The sequence below is a fragment of the Actinoplanes sp. CA-015351 genome (assembly GCF_050955685.1).
GTDB lineage: Bacteria > Actinomycetota > Actinomycetes > Mycobacteriales > Micromonosporaceae > Actinoplanes.
In genome coordinates, this window is record NZ_CP192102.1 from 6,526,218 (window position 1) to 6,541,249 (window position 15,032).

The 15,032-nt window shown below is 68.6% G+C and carries 17 protein-coding genes; 6 read left to right on the forward strand and 11 right to left on the reverse strand.

The features are described from left to right. Positions 1-27 precede the first annotated feature (27 nt). The gene (locus ACQP2E_RS29670) at positions 28-174 is read left to right on the forward strand and encodes a hypothetical protein (protein WP_181557811.1); all 147 of its coding nucleotides are present in this window, start codon (positions 28-30) and stop codon (positions 172-174) included. Here the strand turns inward: ACQP2E_RS29670 and ACQP2E_RS29675 are convergent. Next, a complete protein-coding gene (locus ACQP2E_RS29675; RefSeq protein WP_433826232.1) occupies positions 165-1,190 on the reverse strand; it encodes an adenosine deaminase in 1,026 nt (341 codons plus the stop codon). The genes ACQP2E_RS29670 and ACQP2E_RS29675 overlap by 10 nt on opposite strands. Before the next feature lie 9 nt (positions 1,191-1,199). Continuing rightward, positions 1,200-1,958 (reverse strand): methyltransferase domain-containing protein, encoded by a 759-nt coding sequence (locus tag ACQP2E_RS29680; RefSeq protein ID WP_433826233.1) that lies wholly within the window; start codon positions 1,956-1,958, stop codon positions 1,200-1,202. A gap of 68 nt (positions 1,959-2,026) precedes the next feature. Between ACQP2E_RS29680 and ACQP2E_RS29685 the strand changes: the two genes are divergently transcribed. Further along, on the forward strand, positions 2,027-3,004 hold the full coding sequence (locus tag ACQP2E_RS29685) for an aldo/keto reductase (RefSeq protein WP_433826234.1): 978 nt from the start codon (positions 2,027-2,029) through the stop codon (positions 3,002-3,004). Beyond that, the gene (locus tag ACQP2E_RS29690; protein ID WP_433826235.1) at positions 2,998-3,228 is read left to right on the forward strand and encodes a hypothetical protein; all 231 of its coding nucleotides are present in this window, start codon (positions 2,998-3,000) and stop codon (positions 3,226-3,228) included. Before ACQP2E_RS29685 ends, ACQP2E_RS29690 begins: the two co-directional genes overlap by 7 nt. Before the next feature lie 127 nt (positions 3,229-3,355). On the opposite strand, the gene ACQP2E_RS29695 is transcribed toward ACQP2E_RS29690, so the two are convergent. The 7 genes from ACQP2E_RS29695 to ACQP2E_RS29725 form a co-directional block, all read right to left on the reverse strand. Beyond that, on the reverse strand, positions 3,356-3,559 hold the full coding sequence (locus ACQP2E_RS29695) for a cold-shock protein (RefSeq protein ID WP_011905669.1): 204 nt from the start codon (positions 3,557-3,559) through the stop codon (positions 3,356-3,358). A gap of 340 nt (positions 3,560-3,899) precedes the next feature. Continuing rightward, positions 3,900-4,172: a DUF4235 domain-containing protein gene (locus ACQP2E_RS29700; protein WP_433826236.1), complete on the reverse strand. Its 273-nt coding sequence runs from the start codon at positions 4,170-4,172 to the stop codon at positions 3,900-3,902. Next, a complete protein-coding gene (locus ACQP2E_RS29705; RefSeq protein ID WP_433826237.1) occupies positions 4,172-4,555 on the reverse strand; it encodes a DUF3618 domain-containing protein in 384 nt (127 codons plus the stop codon). Before ACQP2E_RS29705 ends, ACQP2E_RS29700 begins: the two co-directional genes overlap by 1 nt. Beyond that, positions 4,552-5,010, reverse strand: coding sequence for a phage holin family protein (locus ACQP2E_RS29710; protein ID WP_433826238.1), 459 nt, complete (start codon positions 5,008-5,010; stop codon positions 4,552-4,554). The genes ACQP2E_RS29705 and ACQP2E_RS29710 overlap by 4 nt, the downstream gene beginning before the upstream one ends. Positions 5,011-5,090: 80 nt before the next feature. Continuing rightward, entirely contained in the window at positions 5,091-6,284 is a 1,194-nt protein-coding gene (locus ACQP2E_RS29715; RefSeq protein WP_433826239.1) for a mechanosensitive ion channel family protein, read from the reverse strand. A gap of 115 nt (positions 6,285-6,399) precedes the next feature. Next, positions 6,400-7,224: a DUF1206 domain-containing protein gene (locus ACQP2E_RS29720; RefSeq protein WP_433826240.1), complete on the reverse strand. Its 825-nt coding sequence runs from the start codon at positions 7,222-7,224 to the stop codon at positions 6,400-6,402. Between the two features lie 60 nt (positions 7,225-7,284). Then, positions 7,285-7,614, reverse strand: coding sequence for a hypothetical protein (locus ACQP2E_RS29725; protein ID WP_433826241.1), 330 nt, complete (start codon positions 7,612-7,614; stop codon positions 7,285-7,287). Positions 7,615-7,656: 42 nt separating this feature from the next. Here ACQP2E_RS29725 and ACQP2E_RS29730 point away from each other — a divergent pair, with 42 nt between their 5' ends. Further along, on the forward strand, positions 7,657-7,944 hold the full coding sequence (locus tag ACQP2E_RS29730) for a GNAT family N-acetyltransferase (RefSeq protein WP_433826242.1): 288 nt from the start codon (positions 7,657-7,659) through the stop codon (positions 7,942-7,944). 82 nt (positions 7,945-8,026) lie between these two features. Here ACQP2E_RS29730 and ACQP2E_RS29735 read toward each other — a convergent pair whose 3' ends face one another. Continuing rightward, positions 8,027-9,607, reverse strand: coding sequence for a glycoside hydrolase family 3 protein (locus ACQP2E_RS29735; protein WP_433826243.1), 1,581 nt, complete (start codon positions 9,605-9,607; stop codon positions 8,027-8,029). 283 nt (positions 9,608-9,890) lie between these two features. On the opposite strand from ACQP2E_RS29735, the gene ACQP2E_RS29740 reads away from it, so the two are divergent. After that, the gene (locus tag ACQP2E_RS29740; RefSeq protein WP_433826244.1) at positions 9,891-11,540 is read left to right on the forward strand and encodes a RecQ family ATP-dependent DNA helicase; all 1,650 of its coding nucleotides are present in this window, start codon (positions 9,891-9,893) and stop codon (positions 11,538-11,540) included. A gap of 1,116 nt (positions 11,541-12,656) precedes the next feature. Here the strand turns inward: ACQP2E_RS29740 and ACQP2E_RS29745 are convergent. Next, positions 12,657-13,700, reverse strand: coding sequence for a LacI family DNA-binding transcriptional regulator (locus ACQP2E_RS29745; RefSeq protein ID WP_433826245.1), 1,044 nt, complete (start codon positions 13,698-13,700; stop codon positions 12,657-12,659). Positions 13,701-13,854: 154 nt separating this feature from the next. Here ACQP2E_RS29745 and ACQP2E_RS29750 point away from each other — a divergent pair, with 154 nt between their 5' ends. Beyond that, the gene (locus ACQP2E_RS29750; RefSeq protein ID WP_433826246.1) at positions 13,855-15,030 is read left to right on the forward strand and encodes an amino acid ABC transporter substrate-binding protein; all 1,176 of its coding nucleotides are present in this window, start codon (positions 13,855-13,857) and stop codon (positions 15,028-15,030) included. The last annotated feature ends 2 nt before the right edge of the window (positions 15,031-15,032 follow it).

The window sequence follows — 15,032 nt, forward strand, 5'->3', positions numbered from 1 at the left end:
GACTGGACAAGCAGCAGGGAGATGTTGATGCCCGATGTGTTGAGCAGGAAGGAAACCGAGCCGGACGAGGGTCCGGCCCGGTTCAACGGACGGCGCCTGGTCCGCTGGCTGACGATCTTGACGATCGGCACGCTGACCATGCTCGTCTGCTGGCAGGACCCGCTCTACCCATAAATCGAGCTGTACGAATCGATCTCGGCGATCAGCGCGGACTTCCCGGCGGTGTCCAGGAAGCTGTGCCGGACCGCGTCGCGTGCCAGCCCGGCCACGCCGGCGCGGTCCAGCCCGAGCAGCCGGGCCGCGATCGCGTACTCGTGCTCCAGGGTGGTGCCGAACATCGGCGGGTCGTCGGAGTTGATGCTGACCGGCACCCCGGCGGCCACCAGTTTCGCGATCGGGTGCTCGTCGAGCGACGCGACAGCCCGGGTACGCACATTCGAGGTCGGACACACTTCGAGCGGAATCTGGTTCTCCGCGAGGTACGCCATCAGCCGCTCGTCCTGCGCCGCGGAGATGCCGTGGCCGATCCGCTCGGCGCCCAGCTCACGGATGGCGTCCCAGATCGTCTCCGGTCCGGTGGTCTCGCCGGCGTGCGGGACACTGTGCAGCCCGGCCGCCCGGGCCTTGTCGAAATACGGCTTGAACTGCGGCCGCGGCACCCCGATCTCAGGGCCACCCAGACCGAAACTGATCAGACCGTCCGGGCGATCCTCCAGGGCGATCCGCAGGGTTTCCTCGGCAGCCGCCAGCCCGGCCTCACCGGGGATGTCGAAGCACCAGCGCAGGTCCACGCCGAAGTCGCGGGCCGCGCTGGTACGCGCGTCCTCGATCGCCTCGCAGAACGCCGCCGCCGGGATCCCGCGGCGCACGCTGGAGTACGGAGTGATGGTCAGCTCCGCGTACCGGACCTGCTGCCGGCCCAGCTCGCGGCCGATCTCGTAGGTGAGCAGCCGCACGTCATCGGCGTCGCGGATCAGGTCGACCACACTCAGGTAGACCTCGATGAAATGAGCGAAGTCGCGGAACTCGAAGTACTCCGCGAGCCGCTCCGGATCGGCCGGCACGGGTGAGCTGCCCTCGTGCCGAACGGCCAGCTCGGCGACGATCCGGGGTGAGGCCGAGCCGACGTGGTGCACGTGCAGCTCGGCCTTGGGGAGTCCGGCGATGAATCCGGTCAGGTCGTGGGTCAACGGGTTCTCCTAGGCAGGCGGTTTCTGGGCCACCACGAAGATACGGCGGAACGGGAACGCCACGAGACCGTGCCGCACCGGATGGGCCTCGGCGATCCGTGGTTCCAGCTCGGCGCGGAACTCGGCCCAGGCGTCGTCGTCGAGCGCGGCCCGCACCGGGCGCAGCGCCGTACCCTCCATCCAGCGCAGCACCGGATGCTCCGGGCCGTCGGCCGGGAGCAGGTGAAGGTACGTGGTCTCCCAGGCGTCGACGGCCGCCCCGGCCGCGATCAGCAGGTCCGCGTAACCGGCGGCGTCGTCGACCGGGTCGGCGCGCAGCCCCGGCACCGAACCGGCGGCCAGCTCCCACACGGCCCGATGGCCGGGGCTGTCGAAGTTGCCCGGCACCTGCATGGCGAACCATCCGCCGTCCGGCAGGCCGGCGAACCACTGCGGCAGCAGGCCGAGATGCTCCGGCACCCACTGCAGCGCCGCGTTGGTGATCACCACGTCGTCCTCCGGCCCGGGACGCCACGCTGCGATGTCACCGAGCGAGAAGGCCACCGAACCGGCCTCTGCCGAGGCCTTCGCGATCATCTCCGGCGAGGAGTCCAGCCCGCTCACCCTGGCGCCGGGCCAGCGCAGAGCGAGGGTACGCGTGAGTTCCCCGGGCCCGCAGCCGAGATCCACGACCGATCGGGGTTGCTCCGCGCCGACCCGCTGGACCAGGTCGACGAACGGCCGGGACCGCTCCGCGCCGAAGCGCCGGTAGACAACCGGATCCCACACGATTGAACCCCCTTAAAACCGTACGCTCGTCTTGTTTGAAGTTATCAGCTGAGCGGTAGGGTCGTGACGTGGAGAAACGAGATTTTCGGAGGATGGGACGGACCGCTTCGGTGGTCGGTCTGGGCGCCTGGCAGCTCGGCGCCGACTGGGGAGACGTCACCGAGGCCGACGCGCACGCGACCCTGCAGGCCGCCGTCGACGCGGGCGTCACGTTCATCGACACCGCTGATGTGTACGGCGACGGCCGCAGCGAGCAGATCGTCGGCTCGTTCGTGAAGGACAAGCCCGGCCTGACCGTCGCCACCAAGATGGGCCGCCGCCTGCCGCAGGAGCCGTCCAACTACACCCTGGACAACTTCCGCGCCTGGACCGACCGGTCGCGCGCCAACCTCGGCGTCGACACCCTCGACCTGGTCCAGCTGCACTGCCCGCCCACGGCGGTCTTCGGCAGCGACGAGGTGTTCGACGCGCTCGACACCCTCGTGCAGGAGAAGCGCATCGCGGCGTACGGCGTCAGCGTGGAGAAGGTCGAGGAAGCACTCACCGCCATCGCCCGCCCGGGCCTGTCCAGTGTGCAGATCATCCTGAACGCGTTCCGCCTCAAGCCTCTGGAGCGGGTCCTGCCGGCGGCCGCGGAGGCCGGGGTCGGCATCATCGCCCGGGTTCCCCTCGCCAGCGGCCTGCTCTCCGGCCGGTACGACGAGAACACCACCTTCGCGGCGGACGACCACCGCAACTACAACCGCAACGGCGAGTCCTTCGACGTCGGCGAGACGTTCTCCGGCGTCGACTTCCAGGTCGGCCTGGAAGCGGTCCGGCGGCTGAGCCCGCTCGTGCCGGACGGCGCGACGATGGCGCAATTCGCGATCCGCTGGATCATCGATCAGCCGGGTCTGACCGTGGTGATCCCGGGTGCGCGTAACCCGCAACAGGCTCGTGCGAACGCGACCGCCGCCGATCTCGCTCCGCTTACGCCGGAAACCCGAGAAAAGGTCGCGGCCGTCTACGATGAGTTGATTCGCCCCCAGGTGCACGACAAATGGTGAACAATGAAACCGAGACACCGCGATTGCGGGGCTGGCTCACCATGTCGATCGGGCTGGTGGCGCTTGTCCTCGGCGCGGTGTGGACGCTTCAGGGCTTGGACTTCCTCACCGATCACCTCATGAGTGATCAGCCGGCGTGGGCCGCGGCAGGCGGCGCGGTGGCCGTGATCGGTCTGGTTCTGATCGTCGTGGGGATGCGACGCCGGACCGCCGGTAAGGGCTGAAAGTCGCTATTAACAGAGAAAGCCCCGCATCCTCGAAAGGGTGCGGGGCTACTCGATCAGGCCGGCCTCCGCCAGGCGGCCGGCGTGTCGGTCTGGCGACCGGCACAATCGACTAGGAGCTGTGGTCTCAGAGCGGGCGAACCTGCTCCGCCTGCGGGCCCTTCTGGCCCTGGGCGATCTCGAACTCAACCCGCTGGTTCTCTTCCAGAGTGCGGTAACCGCTCGTCTGGATGGCCGAGAAGTGGACGAACACGTCAGCACCCCCGCCGTCGACGGTGATGAAGCCGAAGCCCTTGTCTGCGTTGAACCACTTCACGGTTCCTTGCGCCATGCTGAACTCTCCTTCTGAAAATGCCGGCCCGCCCAACCGCAGTAGTGCGGGGCCGATGACCGTTTTCGAGCAGCGGCGCCGCGAGCTGGCCCTTTCAGAGGACGTCCCCTCTGCTTGTCCTCGTGACCCCACCACTGAGGTGGCGCCACCGTGGTCAAGCAGAAGCAGCGAACCACGTACACAAAAACTGGCAACACTGTACCCGAAATTGGGCCGGTAAAGCTGCCCCTCGAAGGAATCCAATAATGGATGGCCGATATGGAAAAGGTCCCCCACTTCGCCGTGACGAAGCGGGGGACCGGCAAGACTCCTGTCGATACCGAAGTTGATCTTTAAGGCCTTAGTCCGGCCAGTGACCGGTCACCCGGCGAGTGCCGATGGCGCCGCCACGATGGACCGCCGCCTTCACCACCGCGAAGATCGCGCCTTGCAGCGCGGCGGCCGCGAGGATCTCGCCCCAGCCGCGGTCCTCGTCACCGGCGTCCGGCGCATCGTCGTCGCCGGAGACGACCTTCCATGCCTGTTTGAAAAGGAGTCCGGCGACCGTACCGGCTGCGAAGCCGAGTGCGATGTTCACCGGCTTCAAAGCGACCTTCTCCAGTTTGCCTGCCATCAGCGCCTCCCCCGGACGATAAGAATGACTCCCACGAGCGCCGCCAGGCCGGCGGCGACGAGCAGAACGGGTGCGGGGTTTGCGCGTACCCTCGCTCCTGTCTCGGCGACGGGCTCTCGCGCCGCCTCGGCGGCATGACCGGACGCTTGGATCGCGCGCCCGGTGGCGGTGACCGCCGCCTCGCGCACCCGGCCGGTCAGCTCCGCCGCCTGGGTCAGCACCCGCTGACGGGTCTGCTCCACCTGTTCCTTGGCGCGGGCCTTGACGTCCGCACGGGCCGCCAGTGCCTGCACCGTCTCACCGAGCTCGGCTCGGGTCTGCTTTATCTCCTCGCGCAGCACTGCCAGATCCGGCTTCGCCGCGGAACCATTCGTCTCACTCATACCCGGGTACGCTCCTTGACCGCGTGCTTGACCTCGTCGACATCGGCCTTCAGCCCCGCGATGGCGGCCGCCGGCTCGGGCGGGACCGCGCGGCTCACCTGTTTCTTGCCCAGCAGAGCCAGCACCCCGGCGACCGCGAAGAGCACCACGGTCACGATCAGGGCGGCGAGCCAGAGGTCAAGGAACAGGTCGAGCACGATGACCAGCGTCGCGATGAGCGCGCCCACGCCGTAAGCGGCGAGCACACCCGCGCCGCTGAACAGCCCGATGCCGATCCCCGCGTGCTTACCCTTTTCCGCCAGCTCCGCCTTGGCCAGCGTCAACTCGTCGCGGACCAGCTTGCTGAGCTGCTCGCTCGCGCGCTGGACCAGCTCACCGGTGGACTGCTCGGAGAGCGTCCGCGAGGGCTGGGCGGTCGTCGGTGTGGCCGCGGGAGCGTTCAAGACATCGGCCATCGTGTCCCCCTTTCCGTGTGATCGGGGTATGCCCTGATCACACCCCGCTCAATCCTCGCTTCGAAGACCGGACGGCGGGGTCAGCTACGCGACACCGCGGCCGGATCGGGACCGCCGAACGCCATCCCCCGCGAATCGCCGTCCTGACCGCCGCTGAACACCCGGGCGGCGTCCGACGACGTGTCCATCCCCTCGGCGAAAATCCGGTCGGCCTCGTCGGGACCCGCCTGGTGCGCGAGCTTCACCGGCTCCGGCGACCGCAGCTCGGCCCGCATCCGCGGCAGCGCGTCCCGCTGGTGCTCCCAGATCCAGCTGACCATGCCCTCGCGTACCAGGCAGCGCAGGTCCCAGAGCGCGGGCGCGTCGGCGGCGCTGACCAGCGCGCGCAGCCGGATCAGGCCGCTGGTCGCCTGAGTGACCTGCAGGACGCAGACCCGCTCGTCCCACAGCTCGGAGCCCTCGCAGATCCGCCGCAGCTCGGCGCGCAACGGCTCGATCGGCGTGGACCAATCCACGTCGACCTCGGCGGTGCCGAGCACCGCGGAGCTGGTACGCGTCCAGTTCTGGAACGGTTTCGTGGTGAAGTACGAGGTCGGCAGGATGAGCCGGCGGTCGTCCCAGATCTGCACCACGACCACGGTCAGGGTGATCTCCTCGATCCGGCCCCACTCCTGCTCGACGACGACCACGTCGTCCACCCGGATCGCGTCGCTGAAGGCCAGCTGGATCCCGGCGAAAAGGTTGCCGAGGGTGCTCTGCGCGGCGAGCGCCGCGATCACGCTGATCACGCCGGCCGAGGCCAGCACGCTGGCGCCCAGGGCGCGGATGTCCGGGAACGTCATCAGCATGACGCCCGCGGTGATCACCACGATCGCCGCGACGGTGACCCGCCGCAGCATCACCACCTGCGTCTTTATCCGCCGGCGCCGGCGGTTGTCCGGCACGTCGGTACGCCAGCGGGCGAGCGCGACGTCCTCACAGACCAGTAGGGTCGCGCCGATCAGCCAGGCGGACGAGGCGATGCAGAGCAGCACGAGCATGTGCATCACGCCGCCCCGGAACGGGAACTCCCCGGCGAACACCCGGATCGCCTGCTGCACCGCGACCAGGGTCACGGTCACCAGGAACGGTCGATGAATCTTCTTCGCCATGTCGGCGGCGAGATCGGATCGCTGACCCAGACGACGGATCACCCGATGGACGATCTCCACCAACACGATCGCCGCACCCGCCGCGATCACCACGGCGAGCACGGCGGTCAGAACGCTGGACACTGAGCTTTCCCTCCCACGTAGGGTTCTGTGCCAGCGCCCTAGTTTGCCCCTCGGGAGGTCGTGCACACCGGTAACGGCAGATGTCAGACATAGCTCACACCTGCCGCCGGCCGATTCAGATCTTGCGGTACTTGGCCTGAGCGATGCAGTAGACACCGAACGCGGCGATGCCGGCGGCGATCAGGGCCAGCACCCAGACGCCCCACGAGTTGCCGGCGAGGGTCTTGAGTGCGGCGTCCAGACCGCGGGCCTTCTCCGGGTCGTACTTCACGGCGGCCGTCACGATCAGCACACCGGCGACCGCGTACGCGGTGCCCTTGGCCATGTAACCGGCCATGCCGAGCCGGATGATCGGCTGACGGGTGCCGGTCGGCATCTGACCGGTGTTGAGGTGGCGGACGAACTTCTTCTTCCAGCCGTAGATGAACATGCCGATGCCGATGCCGAGCACCACGAGGCCGATCAGGCCGACGAGCCAGCGGCCGCCGTTCGAGCCCATCAGGCCGGCCGTCGTGCTCTCGTTGCTGTCACCCATCGAGGACTTCGCGCCCTGCACGACCTTGATCGCGGTCCACGCGAGGTAGCTGTAGAGGATGGCGCGGACGCCGGAGAGGGCCCGCTCGGCCGTCGCGCCACGGGTCTGCTCGCCGCTCTCGCCGATCACGGCCTCGAAGACCTGCCAGATCGCCATCGCGATCAGGCCGATGGCAATAATGACGAGCAGCGTCTTGCCGAAGGAGTGGCGGGCGATCTCCTGCAGGGCTCCGGACTGGTCGCTGTCCTGTCCGGAGCCGCTGAAGGCCACCTGCAACGCGATCCAGGCGAAAAGCAGGTGGATGATTCCGTAGCCGATGAACCCACCGCGGGCGACGTACTCGAGCGGCTTGCTATCGGCGGCGCGTGACGCGCGCTGCTTGACATTGGAGGTCGTGGAGGACATGCCCTCAATGTGACCGAGAGCGACTTCCGTCAAACCCCATGTGCGAATGGCGCGATCGTGTTACCGCGAGATCTGCACCTGGACCTGGTCCTGGGTGATGCTGTCCAGCGACACCTGCAGGCCCGCGACGTCGACGGCCTGCTGGCCCTTGGTGAGCGAGATCTGCTCACCGGCCACGTCCAGGGTGACCGTGGTGTCGTCGGCGCTGATGAATTTCGCCTCGACACCGAGGACACTCACGCTGGCGTTGGTCTCCCGGTCGATGGAGACGGTGCACTCGTCGAGGCTGCAGTTGACGTTGTCGCTGCTGCACCCGGTGAGCAAGGTGAGCCCGAGCGCGGCAACAGCGGCGGCGGAAGCAATGCGGCGGCGAGACTTGGAGATCAACACCCTTCCAGGGTACGGGGTTCCGGCAACCCTAAGCTGTGAAGGGTGAGCGACTTTCAGGTACGCGACAACCCCACCGCACGCCGCTTCGAGCTGCTTGTCGACGGCGAGGTGGGCGCCCTTGCCGTCTACCACATCCGCGGCGAAGCGGTGATCATCCTGCACACCGAGACGGCGCCCGAGATGCAGGGCCGCGGCCTGGCGAGCGAGCTGGCCCGGCAGACCCTGGACCAGATCCGCGAACGCGGCCAGAAGGTCGTCCCGTCCTGCCCGTTCTTCGCCAAGTACATCGGCGAGCACCCGGAGTACGCCGCCCTCGTCTCCAAGGGCTGACAGCGCCGAGGCCGGCTTGTGCTCGTGGTCGTCCCGGGGCCGCGGGACGACCACGAGCACAACCCGAGGCCGCGGAGGCGGGTCAGGCGGCCACCGGCTGCGGGGACGGGACGTCCACCCCGGCGATGATCTCGGCGGCGGCCAGCCCGAGGGCGCGGGTCGCGCCGTACGTGGCGATGTGCACTCCCCCGGCCACCTCGACCGGGATGCCCATCTCGACCACGATGGCGTCCGGGCGTACCGCCAGGACCGCGGTCAGGGTCTCGGCGATCCAGGTGTGCCGGTGCACGTCGCGGACGACAAGCACGAGCGGCCGGTCGCCGGCCCCGGCCAGAACCGGTTCGGCCCGGTCGGCGAGGCCGTCCAGATCCTCCGCGGTGAGCCGCCGTGACGTGGTGCCGGGCAGCAGATCGGCGAGCGGAGCGCCCAGTCCCCACGGGGTCTCACTGCCGATCGCGATGTTGCGCGGGGGCGCGAACTCGACGACGTGCGGCGTACCGGTGATCGGCAGTTCGGGTCCGCCGTCCGCGACGGTCACCTTGACGGCCCGGCGGGCGGCGGCGAAGCCGACAGTCGATCCGCGGCCACCGGGAGCAGCCAGGACGGCCACCTCGGGCTGCGCGGCGGCGTCGGCGAGGGCCCGCGCACCGGTCTCGGTCTGCCGGCGGGTGGTCCAGGTGGCGAGCGCGCGTACCCGGGCGACCGCGTCGCGCAGCCGCTCCTCCGGGAGTTCGCCGCTGCGTACCGCGGCCACGATGGCGTCGCGCAGCCCGATCGCGGTCTGCTCGTCGGCGTTGTCGCCACCGACGCAGATCGCGTCCACTCCGGCGGCGAGCGCGCGGACGGCAGCGCCCTCCAGGCCGTACCGGCGGCGGACACCCTGCATCTCGATGCCGTCGGTGACGATCAGCCCGTCGAAACCGAGCTCCTCGCGGAGCAGGCCGGTCAGGATTCGCCGGCTCAGCGTGGCCGGCAGCTCCGGGTCGTACGCGGGAACCAGCAGGTGCCCGGTCATCACCGACTTCGCGCCGGCCGCGATCGCCGCGCGGAACGGCACCAGCTCGACCTCGGCCAGCTCGGCGGCGGTCCGGTCGATCAGCGGAACGTCGTGGTGCGAGTCCACACTGGTGTCACCGTGCCCCGGGAAGTGCTTGGCGCAACCGGCGACGCCGGCCTCCTGGAGCCCGCGGATGAAGGCCGCTGTGTGCCGGGCCGCGAGCTGCGGTTCGGCGCCGAAGGCCCGTACGCCGATGACCGGGTTCGCGGGGTTGTTGTTGACGTCCGCGTCGGGCGCGTAATCGAGGGTGATGCCGGCGTCGGCGAGGTCGCGTCCCAGATCGCCGGCGACCGCCTCGGTCAGCTCCGGGTCGTCGATCGCGCCCAGTGCCAGGTTGCCCGGGCGGGAGCTGCCGAGCCGCGACTCGAACCGGGTGACGTCACCGGCCTCCTCGTCGATGGCCACGATCACATCGGGGTACTCGGCTCGCAGCTGGGCGGTGAGCGCCGCGACCTGGGCCGGCGACTCGACGTTGCGGGCGAAAAGGGCGACTCCGCCCAATCCGTTCCCGAGCCAGCGGCGGACCCAGTCCGGTGCGGACGTGCCGACGAAACCCGGCTGCAGGACAGCAGCGGCGAGTTCCGGCAATTCGCCGTGATTGGACATACGCCCCCGTACCTCCGATGTATTGACGAACGACTATGTGAACGTTCTCGCCGTCCGGGCACCCATGCTCACACCCGATCCCAGTTTAGTCAACAAACCTTTCTATTAACTGTGGAGCGCTCCCGGTAAGCTGCCGGAGTGCCGCCCAACGTGTTAGCGGAAGCCACCGTCGACTGGTCTGAGGTGCATGCCGTCCGCCTGCTCGGCGTGGCCCTGGCCGTCCTGTTCCTGCTGTGGGCAATCCGCCGCATGTTCCGGGGCAAATAGGGGTAACGGGCCGCCCATGTTCAAGAAGCAGGGATTGCCCATCTACGGCCCGCGGCTGCGCAAGGTCGCCCGCAAACACTTCGGTTGGCAGTCGCTGCGTCCGGGGCAGTTCAAGCCGATGCGTGCCGTGCTGCGCCGCAAGGACGCCCTCGTGGTCCTGCCGACCGGCGCCGGCAAGTCGGCCATCTACCAGATCCCGGCCGTGCTGCTGCCCGGGCCGACAGTGGTGATCTCACCGCTGCTCGCGTTGCAGCAGGACCAGATCGCCGCGCTCAACGATCTGGCCGACAGCAAGGTCCGCGCGGTCCGCGTCAGCTCCGCCGAGACGCAGGCCCAGAAACGCGAAGCGATGGAACTGCTCCGAACCGGTCAGGCGGAGTTCCTCTTCATCACACCGGAACAGCTGAGCGACCCGGAGCGGATAGCCGAGGTACGCGCGCTCAAGCCCGGCCTGGTCGCGGTCGACGAGGCGCATTGCATCTCCACCTGGGGCCACGACTTCCGGCCGGACTACCTCGCTCTCGGCGAGATGATCAAGCAGATCGGCCGGCCGCCGATCCTGGCTCTCACCGCGACCGCCTCGCCGCCGATCCGCGAGGACATCATCGAGCGTCTCCAGCTGAACGAGCCGGAGATCCACGTGTCCGGTCTTGACCGCAAGAACCTCTTCCTCGAAGTGGCGTACTGCCCGGACGAGGACTACCGGTGGCGGCGGCTCACCGCGATGCTCGACGCCGAGCAGCGGCCGGGCATCATCTACGTCGCCACCCGCCGGGCCGCCGAGGAACTCGCCGAGCGGCTCACCACGGCCGGCTACAGCGCGGAGTTCTACCACGGCGGCATGGCAGCCGGCCTGCGCGAGCAACGGCACCAGGACTTCAGCGACGACAAGGTCGACATCATGGTGGCGACCTCGGCGTTCGGCATGGGCATCGACAAGCCGAACATCCGCTGGGTGGCGCACATGGCCCTGCCCGACTCGCCGGACAGCTACTTCCAGGAGATCGGCCGGGCCGGGCGCGACGGCGAGCCGGGCCGCACCGTCCTGCTCTGGCGCTCCGAGGACGAGGCGATCCAGCGCTTCTTCGCCGGCGGCTCCCCCGACGCCGGCGAACTGCAGGAACTCGCCGGCATCCTGCACAAGGGCCCGCAGACCAGGACCGCGCTGCAGAAGGCGACAGGCATGGGCCCCCGCAAGATCGGCCAACTGCTCGGCCTGCTCGAAGAGGTCGGCGCGGTCCGGACCGGCACGGGCAACAAACTCTCGGTCCCGCCCCGCGCACCACTCCCGGCCGTCGCGGCCAAGGCCGCCATTGATGCGTACGAGCGACAGCAGGCGATCGTCCGCTCACGAACCGACATGATGCGCGCGTTCGCACAATCCCGGCAGTGCCGCACCGAGACATTGCTCGCCTATTTCGGCGAGGACATCAAGCGCCAGTGCGGACACTGCGACAACTGCGCCGACGGCACCGCAGCCGAGGTCGACGCCACCGAACAGGACGGCCCCTTCCCGGTCCACTCCCAGGTCCGCCACAGCGAGTGGGGCACCGGCATGGTGATGAACTACGAGGAGGAGCGGATGACCGTCCTCTTCGACTCGGTCGGCTACAAAACCCTCTCCGTCCCGGTCGTGGTCGAGCAAAATCTACTGACCGCCGCCTGACCAGCCAGACCCCGCACAGCGATGCCGCCACCCGGCGGCGTCCGCGATCTTGTAAGTTTGCGCCGCTCCCGGGATTCGCCATTTTGCGGAGCGGTTGCGGGTTCGGGGGTGGCGTGCCGGTTTCTCGGTGCTAGGTGCCGCTCGAAGATCTTGTGCAGTTCGGCCGGCCGATCGACCACAAGTGCACGAGGTACGGGACGGCCATCCATGGCATGTCGGTTTTGGGTGGTCTGGGAGTGTTGTGGTGACGCTCAGCCACCACAGCGGGTGGACGTGCCGGATCTTGGAGACTCGTGGGTGCCCATGCCCCACCGGTCTCCACGGTTCGGCCAACACGGCGCTCACAGTTTCGGCTGGTAAACGCGGTGTTTCACCGTTCGACGTGGGAGCGCGGTGCTTCACCGTTCGACGTGGGAGCGCGGTGCTTCACCGTTCGACGTGGGAAGGCGGTGCTTCACGGATCTTGTGGAGTTCGGCGAACCGTTTGCGTATAACTCCGCAAGATCGGCCGCGCCCTTTTCGATCTTGCGGAGTTGTGTGGACACGTCTGCGGGGAAGTCCACAAGATCCAGGCGGGGTGGGACAACGGGGCGGGGTGGCGGGGTGGCGCGGGGGCAACGAGGAGCTTCACAGTTCCGACGTCGCGTACGCGGAGCCTCACCGATCTTGGGGAGTTCGGCGAACCGTTTGCGTATAACTCCGCAAGATCGGCCGCGCCCTGGTCGATCTTGCGGAGTTGTGTGGACACGTCCGCGGGGAAGTCGACAAGATCCAGGAGGAGGGAAGCCGAGCGCCGCTGCCTCAACCAAGGACTCACCGGGCCCGACAGGGGCGCCAGCGCGGCTCGCACGTTCGCCAGCGGTCACGGAGGGTGCGTGTCCGGCCAGGAGTACGGACGCCCGAAGTCGACACGCCGCCCCGGTTCACGCGGCAACCCGCGAGTTCACGGTCGACCCTACGGCCGAACCGCTGGGACCTCGAACACCAGCCAGGCTCCAACAATCCAACCGCCAACGGCTTCACGACCGCTCCGGGCCGCACCGAACGGTCGCCGTGTTGTGCAGCCGGCAGCCCTGAGTGCAGCCCAGTTGGGCGCCTGACGACAACACTCCGCGCCTATCCGGTTTTCTGAGCAGGGGCTGGGCCGGTGGAGTTTCTGACGATCAGTCGCTGGCCGGTGGATCGGCGGCGGGGGCGGGTGCTCTGGGGCTTCAAGGCGAGTTCCAGGGCCATCCGCCCCATATCGGTCATCGGCAGGCGGACCGTCGTGAGGCTCGGTGACAGGTCGCCGGCGACCGAGACGTCGTCGAAGCCGACCACCGACATCCGTTCCGGCACCGGGATCTCGCGTTCGCGCAGCACCGCGAGCACACCCATCGCCATCGCGTCGTTGAGCGCGATGATCGCGGTGGTGTCCGGGTGGTCGCGCAGGATGCGCGCGGTGGCGGTCCGGCCGCCCTCCCGGACGAAGTCGGTGTGCACGATGGGCATGTCGTCGAGGGAGAGGCCGGCCGAGCGCAGCGCCGCCGCCACCCCGGCCATCCGGTCGATCACGGTGTTCAGCTCGGGTGTGCCGGCGACCAGGGCGATCCGGCGGTGGCCCAGTTCGAGCAGATGCTCGCCGAGGGCGCGGCCGCCGGCCTCGTTGTCCGGCAGCACCGCGTCGGCGCCGAGCGCGTGCCGGCCGATCACCGCGACCCGGCCGCCGCCGCGCTGATAGCCGGCCAGGACCGTGCGGGCCTCGGCCTCCACCCGCGGGTCGCCGTAACCGGAACCGGCCACGATGATGATCCCGACCCGCTGGGCGATCAGGTTCCGGATCTGGCGCAGCTCGTGCTCGGGGTCACGGCCGGAGTGGCAGATCTGCACGAGCAGGCCCTGCTCGCCGGCGAGCTGGATGACACCGCCGGCGATCTCGGAGAAGTACGGGTCGTCGACCTGGTGCACGATCAGGCCCACTGTCGAGCTGGAGCCGCCGGCCAGGGTCCGGGCGTACGGGTTGGCGACGTACCCGAGCTCGGCGGAGACCTGGCGGACCCGGTTGGCGACCTCCTCGCTCACCCCCTCGCGTCCGGCGAGCGCCCGCGAGGCGGTGGCCAGCGAGACGCCTGCCCGTTGAGCGACGTCGATGAGGCGCAGCCCGGGGCCCGGTTTCGGCATCGTTAACTCCCAAGCTATTGCCCGTGATTGATGTCACAGCATAGAGTACGCAAGCGCTTACGGAAGCGCTTTCGTACTCGGCCCGAAGGGACGTCCGAGGATGTCGACCACTTCTCACCGCGCACGACTCTCCGCATACTCCCTGGCTGCGACCTTGATTCTGACACTCGGCGCCTGCTCCAGCAGCGACGGTGACGCCGCCGGCGACAAAACCGACCCGATCACCATCGGCGTCTCACTCCCCCTCACCGGCGACTTCTCCGAGCCCGGCAAAGGCGTCCAGCAGGGCTACGAAGCCTGGGCGAAGATCGTCAACGACTCCGGCGGCCTGCTCGGCCGCCAGGTGGAGCTGAAGATCCTTGACGACCAGTCCAATGCGGACCGGGTTGTCGCCGACTACGAGCAACTGATCGGCAAGGACGAGGTCGATCTGGTCTTCGGCCCGTTCTCAACCCGCCTCGTGGTGCCGTCGGCGCGCGTCGCCGAGGAGTACGACATGCTCTTCGTCGAACCGGCCGGGGCCGCCAAGGAGGTCTTCGAGCAGGGCTTCAAGAACCTCTTCTACGCCGCGCCCGCGGTGGCGAACGACCACTACAACCACCTCGCCGACAAGATCCTGGCGATGCCGGCCGACCAGCGGCCCAAGACCGCCGCTTACGCAGCGATGGACGACCCGTTCGCGCAGGGTACGGCGTACGGCCTGAAGGAAAAACTGGAAGCCGGCGGCATCAAGACGCTTGTCGACGAGGTCTACCCGCCGAACACCACCGACTTCAGCGGGATCGCCGCCAAGATCGCCGATTCGAAGGCGGACGTCCTGGTGGGCGGCTCGCAGTACCAGGACGGCGTGAACCTGATCGTGGCCCTGCAGCAGCTGGGTTACCAGCCGAAACTGGCGGCGTTCTCGACAGCACCGACCAACCCGGAGTTCGCCTCGGCGATCGGCAACAAGACCGAGGGCGTGCTGTCACCCACCGGGTACAGCCAGGACGCGCAGTACCCGAGCAACAAGGAGTTCGTCGAGAAGTACACGGCTCAGTTCGGCAAGGCGCCCGAGGAGGACCAGGCAAACGGTTACACCACCGGTCAGGTGGTGGCGGCCGCGGTGACCGCGGCCGGCTGTGCCGAGCAGGGCGAGTGCCAGCAGAAACTCGTCGACTGGGTACGCGCGAACACGGTGGAGACCGTGGTCGGACCGCTCAGCTGGGACGAGACCGGCAAGCCGAAGGGCGCCCACATGATCCAGCAGTGGATCGGCGGCGACATCAAGATCGTGCTGCCGGAGGACGTCAAGGAAGCCGAGTTCCTCTATCCGAAGCCGGCCTGGTGAGG